This window comes from Asticcacaulis sp. (assembly GCF_027484505.1).
GTDB lineage: Bacteria > Pseudomonadota > Alphaproteobacteria > Caulobacterales > Caulobacteraceae > Asticcacaulis.
Genome location: NZ_JAIXSV010000368.1, coordinates 1 through 11,762 on the forward strand (window position 1 = coordinate 1; position 11,762 = coordinate 11,762).

23 protein-coding genes are annotated in these 11,762 nt (G+C 61.9%); 2 read left to right on the forward strand and 21 right to left on the reverse strand.

What is annotated here, in order from left to right:
- Positions 1 to 350: 350 nt before the first annotated feature.
- A complete protein-coding gene (locus Q0072_RS21715; protein WP_298334085.1) occupies positions 351 to 812 on the forward strand; it encodes a hypothetical protein in 462 nt (153 codons plus the stop codon).
- Positions 813 to 975: 163 nt separating this feature from the next.
- Here the strand turns inward: Q0072_RS21715 and Q0072_RS21720 are convergent, their stop codons facing one another.
- The 21 genes from Q0072_RS21720 to Q0072_RS21820 all read right to left on the reverse strand — a co-directional run bounded on the left by Q0072_RS21720 (position 976) and on the right by Q0072_RS21820 (position 11,025).
- Complete coding sequence (locus tag Q0072_RS21720; RefSeq protein WP_298334088.1) at positions 976 to 1,365, reverse strand: hypothetical protein; 390 nt, start codon at positions 1,363 to 1,365, stop codon at positions 976 to 978.
- Positions 1,366 to 1,367: 2 nt separating this feature from the next.
- Positions 1,368 to 1,517 carry a hypothetical protein gene (locus Q0072_RS21725; RefSeq protein WP_298334091.1) on the reverse strand — a complete coding sequence of 50 codons (150 nt, stop codon included), beginning with the start codon at positions 1,515 to 1,517 and terminating at the stop codon, positions 1,368 to 1,370.
- Complete coding sequence (locus tag Q0072_RS21730) at positions 1,504 to 1,659, reverse strand: hypothetical protein (protein WP_298334094.1); 156 nt, start codon at positions 1,657 to 1,659, stop codon at positions 1,504 to 1,506. Before Q0072_RS21730 ends, Q0072_RS21725 begins: the two co-directional genes overlap by 14 nt.
- On the reverse strand, positions 1,625 to 1,801 hold the full coding sequence (locus Q0072_RS21735; RefSeq protein WP_298334098.1) for a hypothetical protein: 177 nt from the start codon (positions 1,799 to 1,801) through the stop codon (positions 1,625 to 1,627). Before Q0072_RS21735 ends, Q0072_RS21730 begins: the two co-directional genes overlap by 35 nt.
- A complete protein-coding gene (locus Q0072_RS21740; protein WP_298334101.1) occupies positions 1,801 to 1,953 on the reverse strand; it encodes a hypothetical protein in 153 nt (50 codons plus the stop codon). The genes Q0072_RS21735 and Q0072_RS21740 overlap by 1 nt, the downstream gene beginning before the upstream one ends.
- Complete coding sequence (locus tag Q0072_RS21745) at positions 1,953 to 2,537, reverse strand: transglycosylase SLT domain-containing protein (protein ID WP_298334104.1); 585 nt, start codon at positions 2,535 to 2,537, stop codon at positions 1,953 to 1,955. Before Q0072_RS21745 ends, Q0072_RS21740 begins: the two co-directional genes overlap by 1 nt.
- Position 2,538: 1 nt before the next feature.
- On the reverse strand, positions 2,539 to 2,670 hold the full coding sequence (locus Q0072_RS21750) for a hypothetical protein (protein ID WP_298334107.1): 132 nt from the start codon (positions 2,668 to 2,670) through the stop codon (positions 2,539 to 2,541).
- Positions 2,670 to 3,026 carry a hypothetical protein gene (locus Q0072_RS21755; RefSeq protein WP_298334110.1) on the reverse strand — a complete coding sequence of 119 codons (357 nt, stop codon included), beginning with the start codon at positions 3,024 to 3,026 and terminating at the stop codon, positions 2,670 to 2,672. The genes Q0072_RS21750 and Q0072_RS21755 overlap by 1 nt, the downstream gene beginning before the upstream one ends.
- Positions 3,023 to 3,796 (reverse strand): hypothetical protein, encoded by a 774-nt coding sequence (locus Q0072_RS21760; RefSeq protein WP_298334114.1) that lies wholly within the window; start codon positions 3,794 to 3,796, stop codon positions 3,023 to 3,025. The genes Q0072_RS21755 and Q0072_RS21760 overlap by 4 nt, the downstream gene beginning before the upstream one ends.
- A complete protein-coding gene (locus Q0072_RS21765) occupies positions 3,793 to 5,115 on the reverse strand; it encodes a hypothetical protein (protein WP_298334117.1) in 1,323 nt (440 codons plus the stop codon). The genes Q0072_RS21760 and Q0072_RS21765 overlap by 4 nt, the downstream gene beginning before the upstream one ends.
- Before the next feature lie 3 nt (positions 5,116 to 5,118).
- Positions 5,119 to 5,400, reverse strand: a complete 282-nt coding sequence (locus Q0072_RS21770; protein WP_298334120.1) for a hypothetical protein — start codon at positions 5,398 to 5,400, stop codon at positions 5,119 to 5,121.
- A 1-nt stretch (position 5,401) separates the two neighbouring features.
- The gene (locus Q0072_RS21775; protein ID WP_298334123.1) at positions 5,402 to 5,686 is read right to left on the reverse strand and encodes a hypothetical protein; all 285 of its coding nucleotides are present in this window, start codon (positions 5,684 to 5,686) and stop codon (positions 5,402 to 5,404) included.
- Between the two features lie 16 nt (positions 5,687 to 5,702).
- Positions 5,703 to 6,530, reverse strand: a complete 828-nt coding sequence (locus Q0072_RS21780; protein ID WP_298334126.1) for a major capsid protein P2 — start codon at positions 6,528 to 6,530, stop codon at positions 5,703 to 5,705.
- A 32-nt stretch (positions 6,531 to 6,562) separates the two neighbouring features.
- The gene (locus Q0072_RS21785; RefSeq protein WP_298334129.1) at positions 6,563 to 6,697 is read right to left on the reverse strand and encodes a hypothetical protein; all 135 of its coding nucleotides are present in this window, start codon (positions 6,695 to 6,697) and stop codon (positions 6,563 to 6,565) included.
- 211 nt (positions 6,698 to 6,908) lie between these two features.
- Positions 6,909 to 7,553, reverse strand: a complete 645-nt coding sequence (locus Q0072_RS21790; protein ID WP_298334132.1) for a hypothetical protein — start codon at positions 7,551 to 7,553, stop codon at positions 6,909 to 6,911.
- On the reverse strand, positions 7,540 to 7,938 hold the full coding sequence (locus Q0072_RS21795) for a hypothetical protein (RefSeq protein WP_298334135.1): 399 nt from the start codon (positions 7,936 to 7,938) through the stop codon (positions 7,540 to 7,542). The genes Q0072_RS21790 and Q0072_RS21795 overlap by 14 nt, the downstream gene beginning before the upstream one ends.
- A gap of 142 nt (positions 7,939 to 8,080) precedes the next feature.
- Positions 8,081 to 8,410 carry a hypothetical protein gene (locus tag Q0072_RS21800; RefSeq protein ID WP_298334137.1) on the reverse strand — a complete coding sequence of 110 codons (330 nt, stop codon included), beginning with the start codon at positions 8,408 to 8,410 and terminating at the stop codon, positions 8,081 to 8,083.
- Positions 8,394 to 8,552 (reverse strand): hypothetical protein, encoded by a 159-nt coding sequence (locus tag Q0072_RS21805; protein ID WP_298334140.1) that lies wholly within the window; start codon positions 8,550 to 8,552, stop codon positions 8,394 to 8,396. The genes Q0072_RS21800 and Q0072_RS21805 overlap by 17 nt, the downstream gene beginning before the upstream one ends.
- Positions 8,552 to 9,736, reverse strand: coding sequence for a replication initiation factor domain-containing protein (locus tag Q0072_RS21810; RefSeq protein ID WP_298334143.1), 1,185 nt, complete (start codon positions 9,734 to 9,736; stop codon positions 8,552 to 8,554). Before Q0072_RS21810 ends, Q0072_RS21805 begins: the two co-directional genes overlap by 1 nt.
- Positions 9,737 to 10,502: 766 nt before the next feature.
- Entirely contained in the window at positions 10,503 to 10,664 is a 162-nt protein-coding gene (locus Q0072_RS21815; RefSeq protein ID WP_298334146.1) for a hypothetical protein, read from the reverse strand.
- Between the two features lie 10 nt (positions 10,665 to 10,674).
- Positions 10,675 to 11,025: a DUF736 domain-containing protein gene (locus Q0072_RS21820; protein ID WP_298334149.1), complete on the reverse strand. Its 351-nt coding sequence runs from the start codon at positions 11,023 to 11,025 to the stop codon at positions 10,675 to 10,677.
- Between the two features lie 206 nt (positions 11,026 to 11,231).
- Here Q0072_RS21820 and Q0072_RS21825 point away from each other — a divergent pair, with 206 nt between their 5' ends.
- Positions 11,232 to 11,633 (forward strand): hypothetical protein, encoded by a 402-nt coding sequence (locus Q0072_RS21825; RefSeq protein WP_298334152.1) that lies wholly within the window; start codon positions 11,232 to 11,234, stop codon positions 11,631 to 11,633.
- Positions 11,634 to 11,762: the final 129 nt, after the last annotated feature.

Sequence of the window (11,762 nt, forward strand, 5' to 3'; positions counted from 1 at the left end):
ATGCGGCCTTCCTGTCGCGGGCCTGCAACAGAGCCGCCCTTCGCCCCTTCCATGTCGTCACCCCCAAAGCTGACTTTCCGCCCATCCTGTGCTAGAGTGTAAAAATTAAGGTTGAAACCGCCGGCCCCTGAAACGCACCTGGTTTTTGTGTTCCACAGCGTTGCGCAGCCGGCCGGCAATTCGGAGTGGATGTGGGGCCAGCTCCGAAAGGTCACTCCAGCGCGCTAATTGTAATTATGGAAATTATTATGTCCGCGCTACGTAGGTGGCGGATTATCTCACGATATCAGCCATTTACCGTGTGAAGCCATACACTTCTATGTCAGGTTGTGTGATGGCAGGCTGCCACCATGCGTGAGGATAATATCATCGCCATGATGCCGCCGGATGCCCTACGGGCGTTGGCGGATTATTACGAGGTCACGGCGGAAATACTGCGCAGACGGGCCGACAGATTTGATCCACCGCCGCCGCCGAAGCCGCATCCCGCAAAGCAGATTTTTGAGCAAATCCCCGATTTTGTGGCGGCGCTGCAACAGGATGGACACTCGCTGGAGCGTGCAATCACCCTGGTGATGATCCGGACTACCTCGACGCGGGAGCGGGTCGAACTGGCCTTGAAAATGCGGCGGAAACAGGACCGGGCGGCCCTTACAGACCTGCGGATACAGCAGGCCCGCGCCATGAAAAACGCGGGCGCGTCTGTGATGGACATCGCCCGCGCCATCGGCACAACGGAACGGCATGCACGCCGGCTGCTATCGTCGGGTTACAGCCTGATAGAGACCGAATGCGACGCCGCCGACCAATAGCGCCGTAGCCCAGACCGGCAGCCCAAAGAGGCCTTCCTTGGGCGGTTCGAGATAGTTCGGGAGCGCATCCCAATCCTGTAGGGGATCAGCCCCAGGCGGAATGATCTTGGTCCCCGTGATCGTGCCATAGCTCCTGATATAGGGGCTGCCCGTGGCCGGCATCTCAACGCCCCTTGATCAGCAGAATGGCGACGGCACCCGCGACCAGCAGCATGGTGGCGCCGTTGGTATCGGCAGCGGTAGGCGGCGGGGCTGCCTCTTCAATGATCGGGTCTCCTGTGACGAATTCCGACACGGAATTGCCGAACCATACCGCGCCGTTCTCGACGCTGTCCTTGAAGCTGTTCCACCATGATTGCCCGCTGCCGGGCACAGGACCGGTGTTGTTCATCGGCACGCTGTCATTCGGGGCGATCTTCAGGACCGGAAAAGGGATAAGCGGTGCCGCCGGGATCGGATCGAACACGATGTTGGTATTGATCGACGGTGTCAGCGTCGGTCCCCATATCCCGGTGTCACGAACGCTGGTGGCCATCCCGGCGGGATTGTACATGATCAGCCATCCTTGGGCAGGAACCGGCCCTGCGCGTCACGGCGCGGCCCTTCCTGACCCATCGCTTCGGTGTCCACGGGTTCGGCCTGGTCAAAGCTCTCGGCCTGTTCCCGTTCGGCGGCGGCGACGCGCCGCAGGTTACGGCGACACATTGACCACCTCCCCCGCCTGCGTGCCGATCAGCTGCGCCGTGTCCTGATCGACACCGGCCAGCAGCAGTGCCAGGGTGACAAGGGTGCCGGCGACTGCCGAACCCCGCTTATGCTTCCGCAGCAACGCGATGATGTTTGTCATTGATGGTCTCCAAGCGCCGAATGCGCCGTTCGTGGTTGGCCAGTTTCGACGCCAGCGAGCGCAGCTCCCCGCGCGTCAGATAAAGCAGGGCGGCGCAGGCCCAGATGCCGCCGGTTTCAAGGAAGGGCAGGAATTCCAGCATCAAATCACCTTGAAGTGCTTGGCGAGGATGAAGGCGCCGCCGCCGATCAGCGCCCACCGGGTGGTGGAGCCCAGCTCTTCACCAAGCTTCCACCCCAAGAGGCCCGAGCCAGTCCCCAGGGCAACGACGGCAGCAATCGGGAGCCATGGCATTATCCGAACCTCCCGCGTGCGGCCTGATACTTTGCCCAATGGTTGGCGGTCTGCGTGACGGCGCCGGCCCGCCCTTCCCAGCCAGGGCCGCCATTATAGGCGCGCACGATCCATTCTTCGGACCGGGCCTTGCCGCCATAGGTCCGCAGCCAGTTCACATAGGCCGCGCCGAAATACATGGACTGCGCCGGGTCCAACAGGCTCTGCGGCGTGGGCTCCCCAAAGGCACGCGCGCCCATCTGCTCCCATAGCCAATGGGCGGTGCCCACCAGCGTCTGCATGAGGCCGGTTGATCCATCATCCACCTGCGGCTCGTACCGGATCGCATCCGCCCGAAAGCTGCTTTCGATCGATGCCATGGCGACCAGCATGTTGGGATCAACACGCGGGAAATAGGTCGATACGGTCGATTGGGCGAGATTGCGGACCTGTGCTTCCGTCAGCGTGCGGCCAAAGACTTGCCCCACAGCGTTCGAGACGCCCTGCCCCATGTTCTTGGTAAGATCGGCCAGCACCACCGGGTTCTTGCTGTGCAGCCAAGCCAAGGCGGACAGGCCAGCAAAGGCGAGCGCGGAAAGGTCCATGTCAATCCCCCTCGGCGGGCGGCGGCGGCGGTGCCTGCCATGTGACAATTTCGGTGCCGTCGCTCAGGATCGTGACGGATTGCACCATATCGCTGATCGTGATCAGCACAGGATTATCGTCAACCATAGCCATCACAGCACCCGATAGAAGATTGAGGACCACTGGTCGGACTTGCAGTAGAGCCCCTGCCCGGCCGGGATGATCGCCCCGACATCAGCCCGCTTACAGTTGGGGTCTACCGCCCCGGTACTGGTGGACGTTCCCCCCGCGTGAGCAAAACCGACGCCATCCGCATCCGATGCAGGCAGCGCCGTATGGGCGCGATATTGGGCCGATTGAGCGCCGAATAAACAAAAGACGTGCGAGACGTAAATTCCGGCCGCATTGGCTCCAGGCGCAATCACCTGCACCCATGCATTCGACGTACTGGCGACCTGTGCACAGGCATTTGCCGTGTAGGTATCAGGCGCCCCCGAGAGGATCATCATTTGCTCACCCATTGGCGCATCAGCGTTGCCGTGCCGCTGTCACAGATGCAGCGGATTTCCCCTGCGATATCCATCGTCAGTGCCTGCCCTGGCCGCAGCCTGATCCCGCTCCCGGCCGTCACAAACATACCCACCCTTACGGTCGCGGGCCCCATGTTCTGGATCATCACCGACAAACGGGACGTACTGGCCGGCAGACAGACGCGCTGAATGGTATCTGCCGAAAAATTGCTTTCTGTGACTACTGATGCCCCGGTCGGTGGACTGGCCACAGCCACAGTCGGCGTGCCAGAGATCGCTACAGCCGGCATGGTGCCGATGTTCAGGGTCTGGCCAGCCGCAATACCGACTGTCGGGGTGCCAGAGATCGCTACAGCCGGCATGGTGCCGATGTTCAGGGTCTGGCCGGCGGCGATGGTTACCGCAGGCATCGACAGGATATTGGCGTTGACGGTTCCGACCAGTTGAGCCCGCTCGTCCGACACGTCGCCCTGGGCGATCATGATGGAGATGTTTAGCGGACCAGCAGCACCAGCCGGGTTCTCAATCGTCAGGCCGGAGAATTGCTCGCCATCCGGCATCCGGTACCGCAGCCCCCGTGCGAAGCGCACAGGAGACTGATCGCCGAGACCGATCCGGAAATCCGGGTCGGTGTTCCCCGCCACGTCGGCGGTCAGCACCGTGAACGTGTTTCCCACGCCATAAATCGTTTCCCGCACGCCAGCGGCGATTACCAGCTTTCGGATATCGACCGAAAAAGCGACGCTCAACGCCCCCTCCATGCCATGGCGATGATTGCCACCGCGCCAGCCCCGGCGATCCAGGGCACGATTGTTTGCACCAGCTTTTCGTCATTGCTGGCACGGGCCGTATCCAGGGCCTTGGCCAGCGTAGCCGTGTTCGTGGCCAGCCCTTCCGCAGCGCTGACCTGTGCCGTCTTGGCGAAGTCCAGCGCCGCCCGGCCCTGGCTGTCCACCAGCCCCAAGGACTTGTCGACCAGCCCCGCCGCCTTGTCGTATGCCTTGTCCACAGCCCCGAACGACTGAACCCCGAACTGAAGGGATTTTTCCCCGAAGCCCAGAGCAGAATTTGCGGCGGCCTGCACTGCACCAATGGCCTGCCCCGTTGATGCTGCTGCGAATTCGAATGACTTCTCGCCGAAACCCAGCGCAGCGTTGGCCGCATCCACCGTTCGCTGGCCTGCATTATCAACTGCCTGAAAGGACTTCTCCCCAAAACCCAGGGCCGCGTTGGCCGCATCCAGGCTGCGCTTCCCGGCGTTATCGACCGTCTGAAAGGCCTTCTCGCCGAAACCCAAGGCACTGTCGGCGGCCTTCACCACCTGCCCGCCTGCTGCGTTCACGGTCTCGAAAGCCCGCTCACCGAACTGCAGGGCGCTGTCGGTGGCCTTCACCACCTGTCCGCCTGCCGCGTTCACGGTCTCGAAAGCCCGCTCACCGAACTGCAGGGCGCTGTCGGTGGCCTTCACCACCTGTCCGCCTGCCGCGTTCACGGTTTCGAACGCCGTTGCTCCAAAACTCAACGCGCTGTTCAGCGAGCTGTTGGTCGAAGTGACCGCACGATCAGCCAGACTGAGCGACTTTTCCCCGAAACCCAAGGCACTGTCGGTGGCCTTCACCACCTGCCCTCCCGCCGCGTTCACGGTCTCGAAGGCCTTCTCACCGAACCCCAACGCGCTGTTCAGCGCATTGTTGTTCGAGGTCAATGCCCGGTCGCTTGTCTGCCCAGACAGGGCAAGGGCCTGTTCCCCAAAGGACAAGGCGTCCGACCCGAAGCCCAGGGCAGACTTCTGTGTCTGGACAGCGGTCTCGGCAATCGTGGTATTTGCCCGCCCAACGACATCCACGGCCTGACCAAAAGCGCTGTCGGCAAAGCCAAAGCTGCCGGCGATGGCGCCGCCGTCCAGATTGTAGGTATTCCCCACATCCGTCAGGCTCTGGCTTTGGGTCACGTCCCCGCCAGCCGTATGGTAGAGGGTCGAGCTATCCGCCGCCGCTACCCGGTCATCATTCAGGTTCGTGTAGGTGGTTTGCGAACTGCTGGAATTGCCGCCGCCGAACAGGCCCATGGTTCACCTCGACGCCAAATAGGCGATACCGACAACGCCGGCTGCCACCGCTACAGCCAGCCAGTTGATGCCACCACCACCCGGCATGCCGGCCCCTATGGCCCCGCCACCGTTGCCGCTGGACGGGTCGCCGGTCGCGGTGGCTCTTGCCTGATTGTCCGCCGTCGCCTGTGCCGCACTCCCCACAGCGAAAGGGGACCCCCACTGGATCACGGGCGCACCATTGATGCCGCTGGTGGCCGTGCCCGCGTCCGTCAGGTTCAGATTGGGGATCGGGACTGTCATCTCACTTCCTCAGCAGCAGCACAGCGGCCAGCCCGAAGCCCCCCAGCAGGATCAGGGGCGTGAAGTCCATCGGCATCGCCCCACCGGCATAGGTCCGCGTCTGCGGGACCTGTCCGGCGGTGCCGTATTGCTGGCCCGGTGCAACACCGGTGGACTTCGCCGTCTGCCAGTTGAAGAAGCCCCCGGCGATGCCTTGGATCACGGACCCCCAATCGTTGACCGTCGTCGTTTGACGCGGATCAACGTAGGTGGTGCCGGTAGAAAGCGGGTCGAATGTGGAAGCCATCGCCCCCTCCCCTGGATCAGGCCGCGCGGGGCACCACGATGCCCAGCGGCGCGATGACGGTATCCATGTAGATGCGGATCGTCTCGGCGGCGGACATGGTCAGCTTCAGGCGGAAATCCTGCGCGCCGGCCAGCGGGATACGATCTTCGCCACGGTCCAGCCACGTCGGTTCGAACACGAACAGGCCAGCCTGAGGCACCCGCCCCGTCCACTTCCGGCTATTCGTGATGAACGACATGGGCGCGTCGGAAATCTTCACGCCGTCGATTTCCATCTCGAAGGCCGTCATGTTCGACGTGAACAGGTAGAGGGCCCAGAGATCGCCATTGCCGCGCGGCAGGGTCGGAATTTCCACCTGTCCAGAGGTCGCAGCCTGATAGGTGAACGGCAGCGTCTGGATGATGCCATTCAGGGGACGGCGATCCGCCGTTGTCCAGGCCACGCCATCCAGGGTCACCACACCCGCACCCGGCACAATATCGACTTCCAGGGTGAAGGTTGCCACATTGGCCGTACCCCATGCGCCGTCCTCTTCGAGCTGCGGCGTGCGGGCGGTCGGGCGAGACAAGAAGATCGGCAGCTCACCGGCATTGATGGTAAAGCCCTGATCCTTGATCAGATTGATGTAATCGGCCGCCGAAATATCGAAGCGAACCGAACCATTGATCTTCAGGCGGATGCGGATCAGGTCGGTCGCCATCTGGGCTTCCGTCGCATTCACACCGGCCTTCTTGTACAGCAGTGCCAACTGTCGGTAGGTCGGACCCACCGGAAGGTTGAGGGACGCCGTCGCACCCGCCTGCACGGCGGAGAACGATGGCAGCTTCATGGGCCGGTGCAGCATTTCGCGCGCCTCCTATCTCGACTGCACCGGCATCAGCCGATGTAGTCGAAGCCCTTATGCGCGGTGTTCAGAATGCCGATGTCCCGGCCCTGGTACAGAATGATGCCGGCCACAATCACGCCAGCGGCAGCCAGCAGCACAGTCTTGATGTCGCCCATATTCGGCATGTCACTTCGTCTCCCACATGGGTTCAAGGAAACGGTGATAGATCGTCATGGATACAACGGTGATGACGACGCCGATCAGCACCGCTTTAACATCGCCTTTGTCCATGAAGAAAAATCCCCGCACCGGTTTCGATGCGGGGACCATGATGCAGGCCGAATATTTGACGCAAATCCCATATAGCTATATGGCTATATAGCTATATAGCTCATTTCATGAATTTTTGACCCTTTCCACTTTTCCGGCAGACACCTTCAAACCGTGATTATTCTGCAACAGAGATAGTTCCCGGACATAGGCAGGATCAATGGGTTTCACCCGATCCCCCGCCGCTTGCAGGTCGCGTGCTCCATCCATTCGGAAGAAGACATGCGTCTCACAATTGCCCCGGAAGGTGGGTGTCACTTCGGCCATGCGCTGTGAGATGCCAACGATCCCGATGCCATGGTGCCTGCCATAGCGGCACAGCTGCCCAAAGGGCGTTGCCGCCCGCAGGGTCAGGGGGGCCGGATCGGCCATCTCTTCCACGATCAGCCATAGGTGCCTGTTGTCCCGCCCATCCTTGTACGGCTGCTGCACCTTGAAGAGCAGGTCCGACAGGATGGCCAACGCCTCGACAGGATTGACGCCGCGCGGCGGGACATAGCGCGCCGCGATCTGGCCGGCCCAACCCGCCTTGATATGATCCAGCAGCTGGTTGATGGTGCCTGCACGCTGGGGGCAGAGGTCCCCCCAGGCGTCCAGATAGTCCAGCACGATACGGCGGGGGAAAGAGCGCGCCAGGGCCTTCGCATAGCGGGTCTTTCCGCTCTGCGATCCTCCCCAGACCCCGACGCGCCCCGGATCAGCCCGGAACACCGGACAGGGTGTCCAGAATGCCAACCCGCGTGGATTGGCCGGGCACCACCATAACGTTCCCCATTTCGGTCTGGGCGGGCTCTGGCGGGGGCGTGGGTGCGGTCTGGACCGGTTGGGGCGATGCAGGGGGCGGACGCTTGCCCGCGCTCTGCACAGGCCGATTTTTGCGCCGCTCGGCCAATTCGGCTTGCACCCCTCTTGCCATGGGCACCGCGAACATGCCGATAGCCAGGATACGCGCACCCCATGCTGTCTCTGGTTTGATCAGGAAATGGAGTGAGGGCGTGTCAACGATGCTGTCGTACAGGGCCTGAGCAGCGGCCGGAAAGCTGGACTGATCGGGTGCTTCTTCAATCGTCCGCAGCCCCAGCATGCTACCGACCATAACCATCGCCTGCCTCAGCATGCCGGCGAAAGCCTCTTTCGATATCGCCCCAGTGGGGGGCGGATTTACATTCGGCGGAATGACTTCAGGTTCTGCCGTGCCCGCCGGTTCTGCAACGATAATGCCGTCGAAATGGCTCGCCTCAGGACTGGCGGGCGGTTCTGATGCGGTTGAACCATGCTCGGTCGCGGAAGCCGGGGGCACTTCCGGGGCCGGGGACGGGAGCGCCGGGGTTTCCGGGGACGGGTTCTTTGGCCGGGGTGCCGGCTTCATCTCGATTGGCATTTTCGAATTCCTGGATCAGACGTTCTGAGGCTTCACGGGCGATGAAAAGCTTGCTACCGCAGCCCCCCTTGCCCTTGGCACGGCTGCACACGCAGTAGGCCTTGCCGTTCCGGTCCAGCTTGACCGGGGCCGACTTGGCGCAGACTGGGCATGGGGACGTGCCGATGGTGTCACCGGGGTTGGCCATCAAGCCTCTCCTGTATTTCCGTCAGCGCCGCATCCAACGTGTCCAGAAGCTCTGGAAGCTTGTTGATCGCAAGCATTGGCGGGATTTCACGGATCCTGCGTATCTTCTGAATACAGACCGTGATCTTGCTTTCTTCTTTCATCAGCGAGCCTCGTCTATGTAGCGATAGCGTTCCGCCGCCTTCTCCACCTTCTGCGGGCCATGCTGATCACTCAGCAGGATTTCCCGCACATCCTTCATGACCTGATCAAAGTCCCCAGGCCGGAATTCCCCCATCCCGTCCAGAACCATGCGGCTGCGGATCGTCCCCGCGATCTGTGCCGCCAGCTGATCCGACACCGCATTCCGCGCGCCGGTCACATACCGCCCAAGGGGCAGCATCGCGCTTGCCTCTGTCGCCAGATAGGCCCGCGCCCACATCGGATGCATCGGCCATCGGCGCTTGCGGCTGTCCCCGCCCTGGGGCTGCCCCAGGCGACGGGTCATCAGCGCTTCAGACAGCAGGGCCGGCAGAAATTCCTTCAACTGAGCATAGGCGCGGATGTTCCGGTCTTTCAGGAAGTCAGACCCCATCCGGACTTCCAACCGCCACATGTCCCGGATTTCATCGTCAGGCGGGTTCAACCCTTCACGGCGCCAGAGATCAATCATCCATGTCTTGCCGGATGCTTCCTTGATTTCCCGCAGCTTGTCATAGACCTGAATTTGCAGGCCGGAACGATCCTTGCCGATGGTCAGCGTCTCCAACCGGCATGAATGCCCCCAGGTCGAGACCTGCAATTCCGTGTTCTGCTTTGTGCTGGAATGGGCGCACAGCTGATTGACCAGCTCAGGCCGCATTTCCTTAGTGAAGGCCGGCGAATAGATATCGAAGGCCCAATCGGCGCGGGATGGTCGCCGCCAGTCATCGCCCTTCGGGGTCATGCCGGCATCACACAGGATGCCTTCCATCCGCTCCATGAGATAATCCAGGCCATATTCCCACAGGCCCGCCGCCAGATACCGGACGGAAACGCTCCAATCGCGCGCGGCCCGGCTGATCATGATCAGGTAATCATCGTTGCCTACGGCCCACGTGATGCCGCCCTTCAGGCCATAGGGGGCAACCTGCATCGACACGCCGCCGAAGTCGATCGACACGGCTTGCCCGCCGCGCTCGTCCATCTCAGCCGCACGTGTCTTGGCCGCGTCCAGCATATCTGCCAAGGACTGCGGCACCTCAACATTCACGGCTTCCTGATAGGTGTCCCAGCCCTGACAAATCAGGCTGGCGTATCCCGCCGGGTCCACAATGTCTACAACCGGGAGATCACGGAGAGGTCGCATCACCGACCCCTCTTGGACGCCCACCCCCCCCTATTAGAGGGAGGGGGGGTTGACTATGTGCCTGTAATTTTTGAGTTTCGCGAAAAAGTTGAACAGGTCGAAAAAGGCCATAAAAAACGCTCGCCGCAGAGGCATCCTTCCCCCGCCGTGCCGGCAGGGGAAGGACAGGAAATCCTTGAATGGGGGGGACGTCAAGCATGAACGGTGCCCCCCGCTTCGCGGGTCCCCCCATTAAAGCTTGACGACTAAACCCGCCAGCCGCTTCGCTGGATAGCTGTCTCATTTCGGCCCCCGCAGTGCGGCGGCAAGGCCGACAAGCTTTCCGGTGGCCGGGTTCCGAAGCGGAACCGGAGACACCTCCAGGCCGGGGTTCTTGCGAAGCGCCTCGCACAGCTCCCGCAGGCCGGCGATAGACGAAACCGGAACCCTGTCCGTGAACGCAGTCAACCCAGCGGATGCATCACGCTTCCGCCGGGCTGCCTGCCGTTCTGCCGGGGTTCTACCCATGGATCAGCCGTGACAAGTCACGGGGGGGGGCGGCGGCACGTTGGCCGGCCGCATCTGGAAATACTTGCACGCGTCAGTATCCAGGGGGATTGGCGGCACCGTCAGCGTGCCCCGCATCTGCCGCGCCTTATCGCACCGGCCATGCATGGGGCGGGGCTCGTACCGGTTCGGGGCGTTACGGATGAAAAAGGAACAATCCGCGCACCGGAACATGGACGTGGTCGGATCGCCGCCGGGAATGTGCGCGGTCACGGGGAATTTATTGGGGGCCATGGCAGGCCCCCGCCGTTTTCCGGGCCGTCGCCGCCATTTGCAGCAGGAAGGCGCAGTTGGCGCGGTCTCCCTGCCGGCGATAGATGCCCGCCCATTTTACTGACGCTCTGGCCTGCGCCACCAGCTCGGATCGTGTCAGAGGTTCCATGGCCGCCCCCTCAACCGCGGGGCCGCGACCAGACCAGCTCGAATTCCTGCGGCGCGTCCGGCTTGACCTTGGCCAAGGGGAACGCGGCGAAGGAAAGGGGTTCCTGAAAGCTCGGATCGTCCAGCGAAAAGGACAGGTATTTCCCGCCGCCTTCCCGCGCGAACCGAACCCAGGCCGAACCGATCTGGACGGCGTCGCCGTCAGCGGCCTTGGCGCTGACGCGATAGAAGGGGCTGCCTTCCTTGTTGGCGTCGTAGTTCGGGTTCGCTTCCACGCTGAACCCGACCGTCAGGGACAGGGTCCGGAACTTGCCGGTGCCAAGGTGCTTCTTTTCGTCAAGGGAAAAGGTGCCATTCGCCATGATGCTCTCCACAGTGAGGGAAAGCCGCCCTGCCACCTCCATTCCCGGTCACCGCAGGGGACGGCGACCGGGAACCCTTGTGGAGAGGGCGGCGGAGAAGGTGCATGGCACCTCCTAGTGCCTAGGAAACGGACAGGCCCTTTGCCTTGTCAACGCCGTTTTTGGCGTCTCTTAATACCTAGCACCCATATGGAGAGGGGGTTTCAATGCGCTCGATTGACGATTACTTGGATGCCGCCAAACAACGGAACAATATTCCGTCTGATAATCAGCTCTGCAAGGCTATCGGCGTCAGTTCTCCGGTGGTTTCTTGCATGAGAACCCGCCGAAATTGGCCGTCGGATGCAACGATGCTTCGAATTGCAGAACTGGCGGGTGTTGATCCCGCAGAGGCCCTGATTGACCTCTCGATATGGCGGAATGGTGATGATGGCCGTGTGCAGCTGGTCTGGGCTGAACTCAAAAAAAAACTGACCCCAATTGCGGCAATGCTGTGTCTTTTCATGGGGTTGTCGGCTGCCCTGCCCTCGCCAGCTAAGGCGGCGGACATCACCTGCGCCAATCTTGTAATTATGGAAAATAACTCGCCCCGCGATCATTTTGGATGATGTTTCCTATTGGCGCCCTGGGTATAAGATATGTTGTGCTGCGATCTGGCTTCCAGGATGCTGTGACCGTGCGGAATTCGCCTGTCACTGCGTAGGAGATGGCTTCGATGTGGACTTATTCACGGCCGG

Excerpts from the sequence above, each read along its gene's own strand:
- Q0072_RS21750 (WP_298334107.1), bottom strand. The coding sequence starts at position 2,670 with ATGGCTATGGTTGACGATAATCCTGTGCTGATCACGATCAGCGATATG.
- Q0072_RS21735 (WP_298334098.1), bottom strand. The coding sequence starts at position 1,801 with ATGCTGGAATTCCTGCCCTTCCTTGAAACCGGCGGCATCTGGGCCTGC.
- Q0072_RS21825 (WP_298334152.1), top strand. The coding sequence starts at position 11,232 with ATGCGCTCGATTGACGATTACTTGGATGCCGCCAAACAACGGAACAAT.
- Q0072_RS21740 (WP_298334101.1), bottom strand. The coding sequence starts at position 1,953 with ATGCCATGGCTCCCGATTGCTGCCGTCGTTGCCCTGGGGACTGGCTCG.
- Q0072_RS21715 (WP_298334085.1), top strand. The coding sequence starts at position 351 with ATGCGTGAGGATAATATCATCGCCATGATGCCGCCGGATGCCCTACGG.
- Q0072_RS21795 (WP_298334135.1), bottom strand. The coding sequence starts at position 7,938 with ATGGTCGGTAGCATGCTGGGGCTGCGGACGATTGAAGAAGCACCCGAT.
- Q0072_RS21745 (WP_298334104.1), bottom strand. The coding sequence starts at position 2,537 with ATGGACCTTTCCGCGCTCGCCTTTGCTGGCCTGTCCGCCTTGGCTTGG.
- Q0072_RS21800 (WP_298334137.1), bottom strand. The coding sequence starts at position 8,410 with ATGGCCAACCCCGGTGACACCATCGGCACGTCCCCATGCCCAGTCTGC.
- Q0072_RS21775 (WP_298334123.1), bottom strand. The coding sequence starts at position 5,686 with ATGGCTTCCACATTCGACCCGCTTTCTACCGGCACCACCTACGTTGAT.
- Q0072_RS21725 (WP_298334091.1), bottom strand. The coding sequence starts at position 1,517 with ATGTGTCGCCGTAACCTGCGGCGCGTCGCCGCCGCCGAACGGGAACAG.
- Q0072_RS21810 (WP_298334143.1), bottom strand. The coding sequence starts at position 9,736 with ATGCGACCTCTCCGTGATCTCCCGGTTGTAGACATTGTGGACCCGGCG.
- Q0072_RS21720 (WP_298334088.1), bottom strand. The coding sequence starts at position 1,365 with ATGTACAATCCCGCCGGGATGGCCACCAGCGTTCGTGACACCGGGATA.
- Q0072_RS21805 (WP_298334140.1), bottom strand. The coding sequence starts at position 8,552 with ATGAAAGAAGAAAGCAAGATCACGGTCTGTATTCAGAAGATACGCAGG.
- Q0072_RS21785 (WP_298334129.1), bottom strand. The coding sequence starts at position 6,697 with ATGCCGAATATGGGCGACATCAAGACTGTGCTGCTGGCTGCCGCTGGC.
- Q0072_RS21820 (WP_298334149.1), bottom strand. The coding sequence starts at position 11,025 with ATGGCGAATGGCACCTTTTCCCTTGACGAAAAGAAGCACCTTGGCACC.
- Q0072_RS21770 (WP_298334120.1), bottom strand. The coding sequence starts at position 5,400 with ATGACAGTCCCGATCCCCAATCTGAACCTGACGGACGCGGGCACGGCC.
- Q0072_RS21730 (WP_298334094.1), bottom strand. The coding sequence starts at position 1,659 with ATGACAAACATCATCGCGTTGCTGCGGAAGCATAAGCGGGGTTCGGCA.
- Q0072_RS21765 (WP_298334117.1), bottom strand. The coding sequence starts at position 5,115 with ATGGGCCTGTTCGGCGGCGGCAATTCCAGCAGTTCGCAAACCACCTAC.
- Q0072_RS21780 (WP_298334126.1), bottom strand. The coding sequence starts at position 6,530 with ATGCTGCACCGGCCCATGAAGCTGCCATCGTTCTCCGCCGTGCAGGCG.
- Q0072_RS21815 (WP_298334146.1), bottom strand. The coding sequence starts at position 10,664 with ATGGAACCTCTGACACGATCCGAGCTGGTGGCGCAGGCCAGAGCGTCA.
- Q0072_RS21755 (WP_298334110.1), bottom strand. The coding sequence starts at position 3,026 with ATGATGATCCTCTCGGGGGCGCCTGATACCTACACGGCAAATGCCTGT.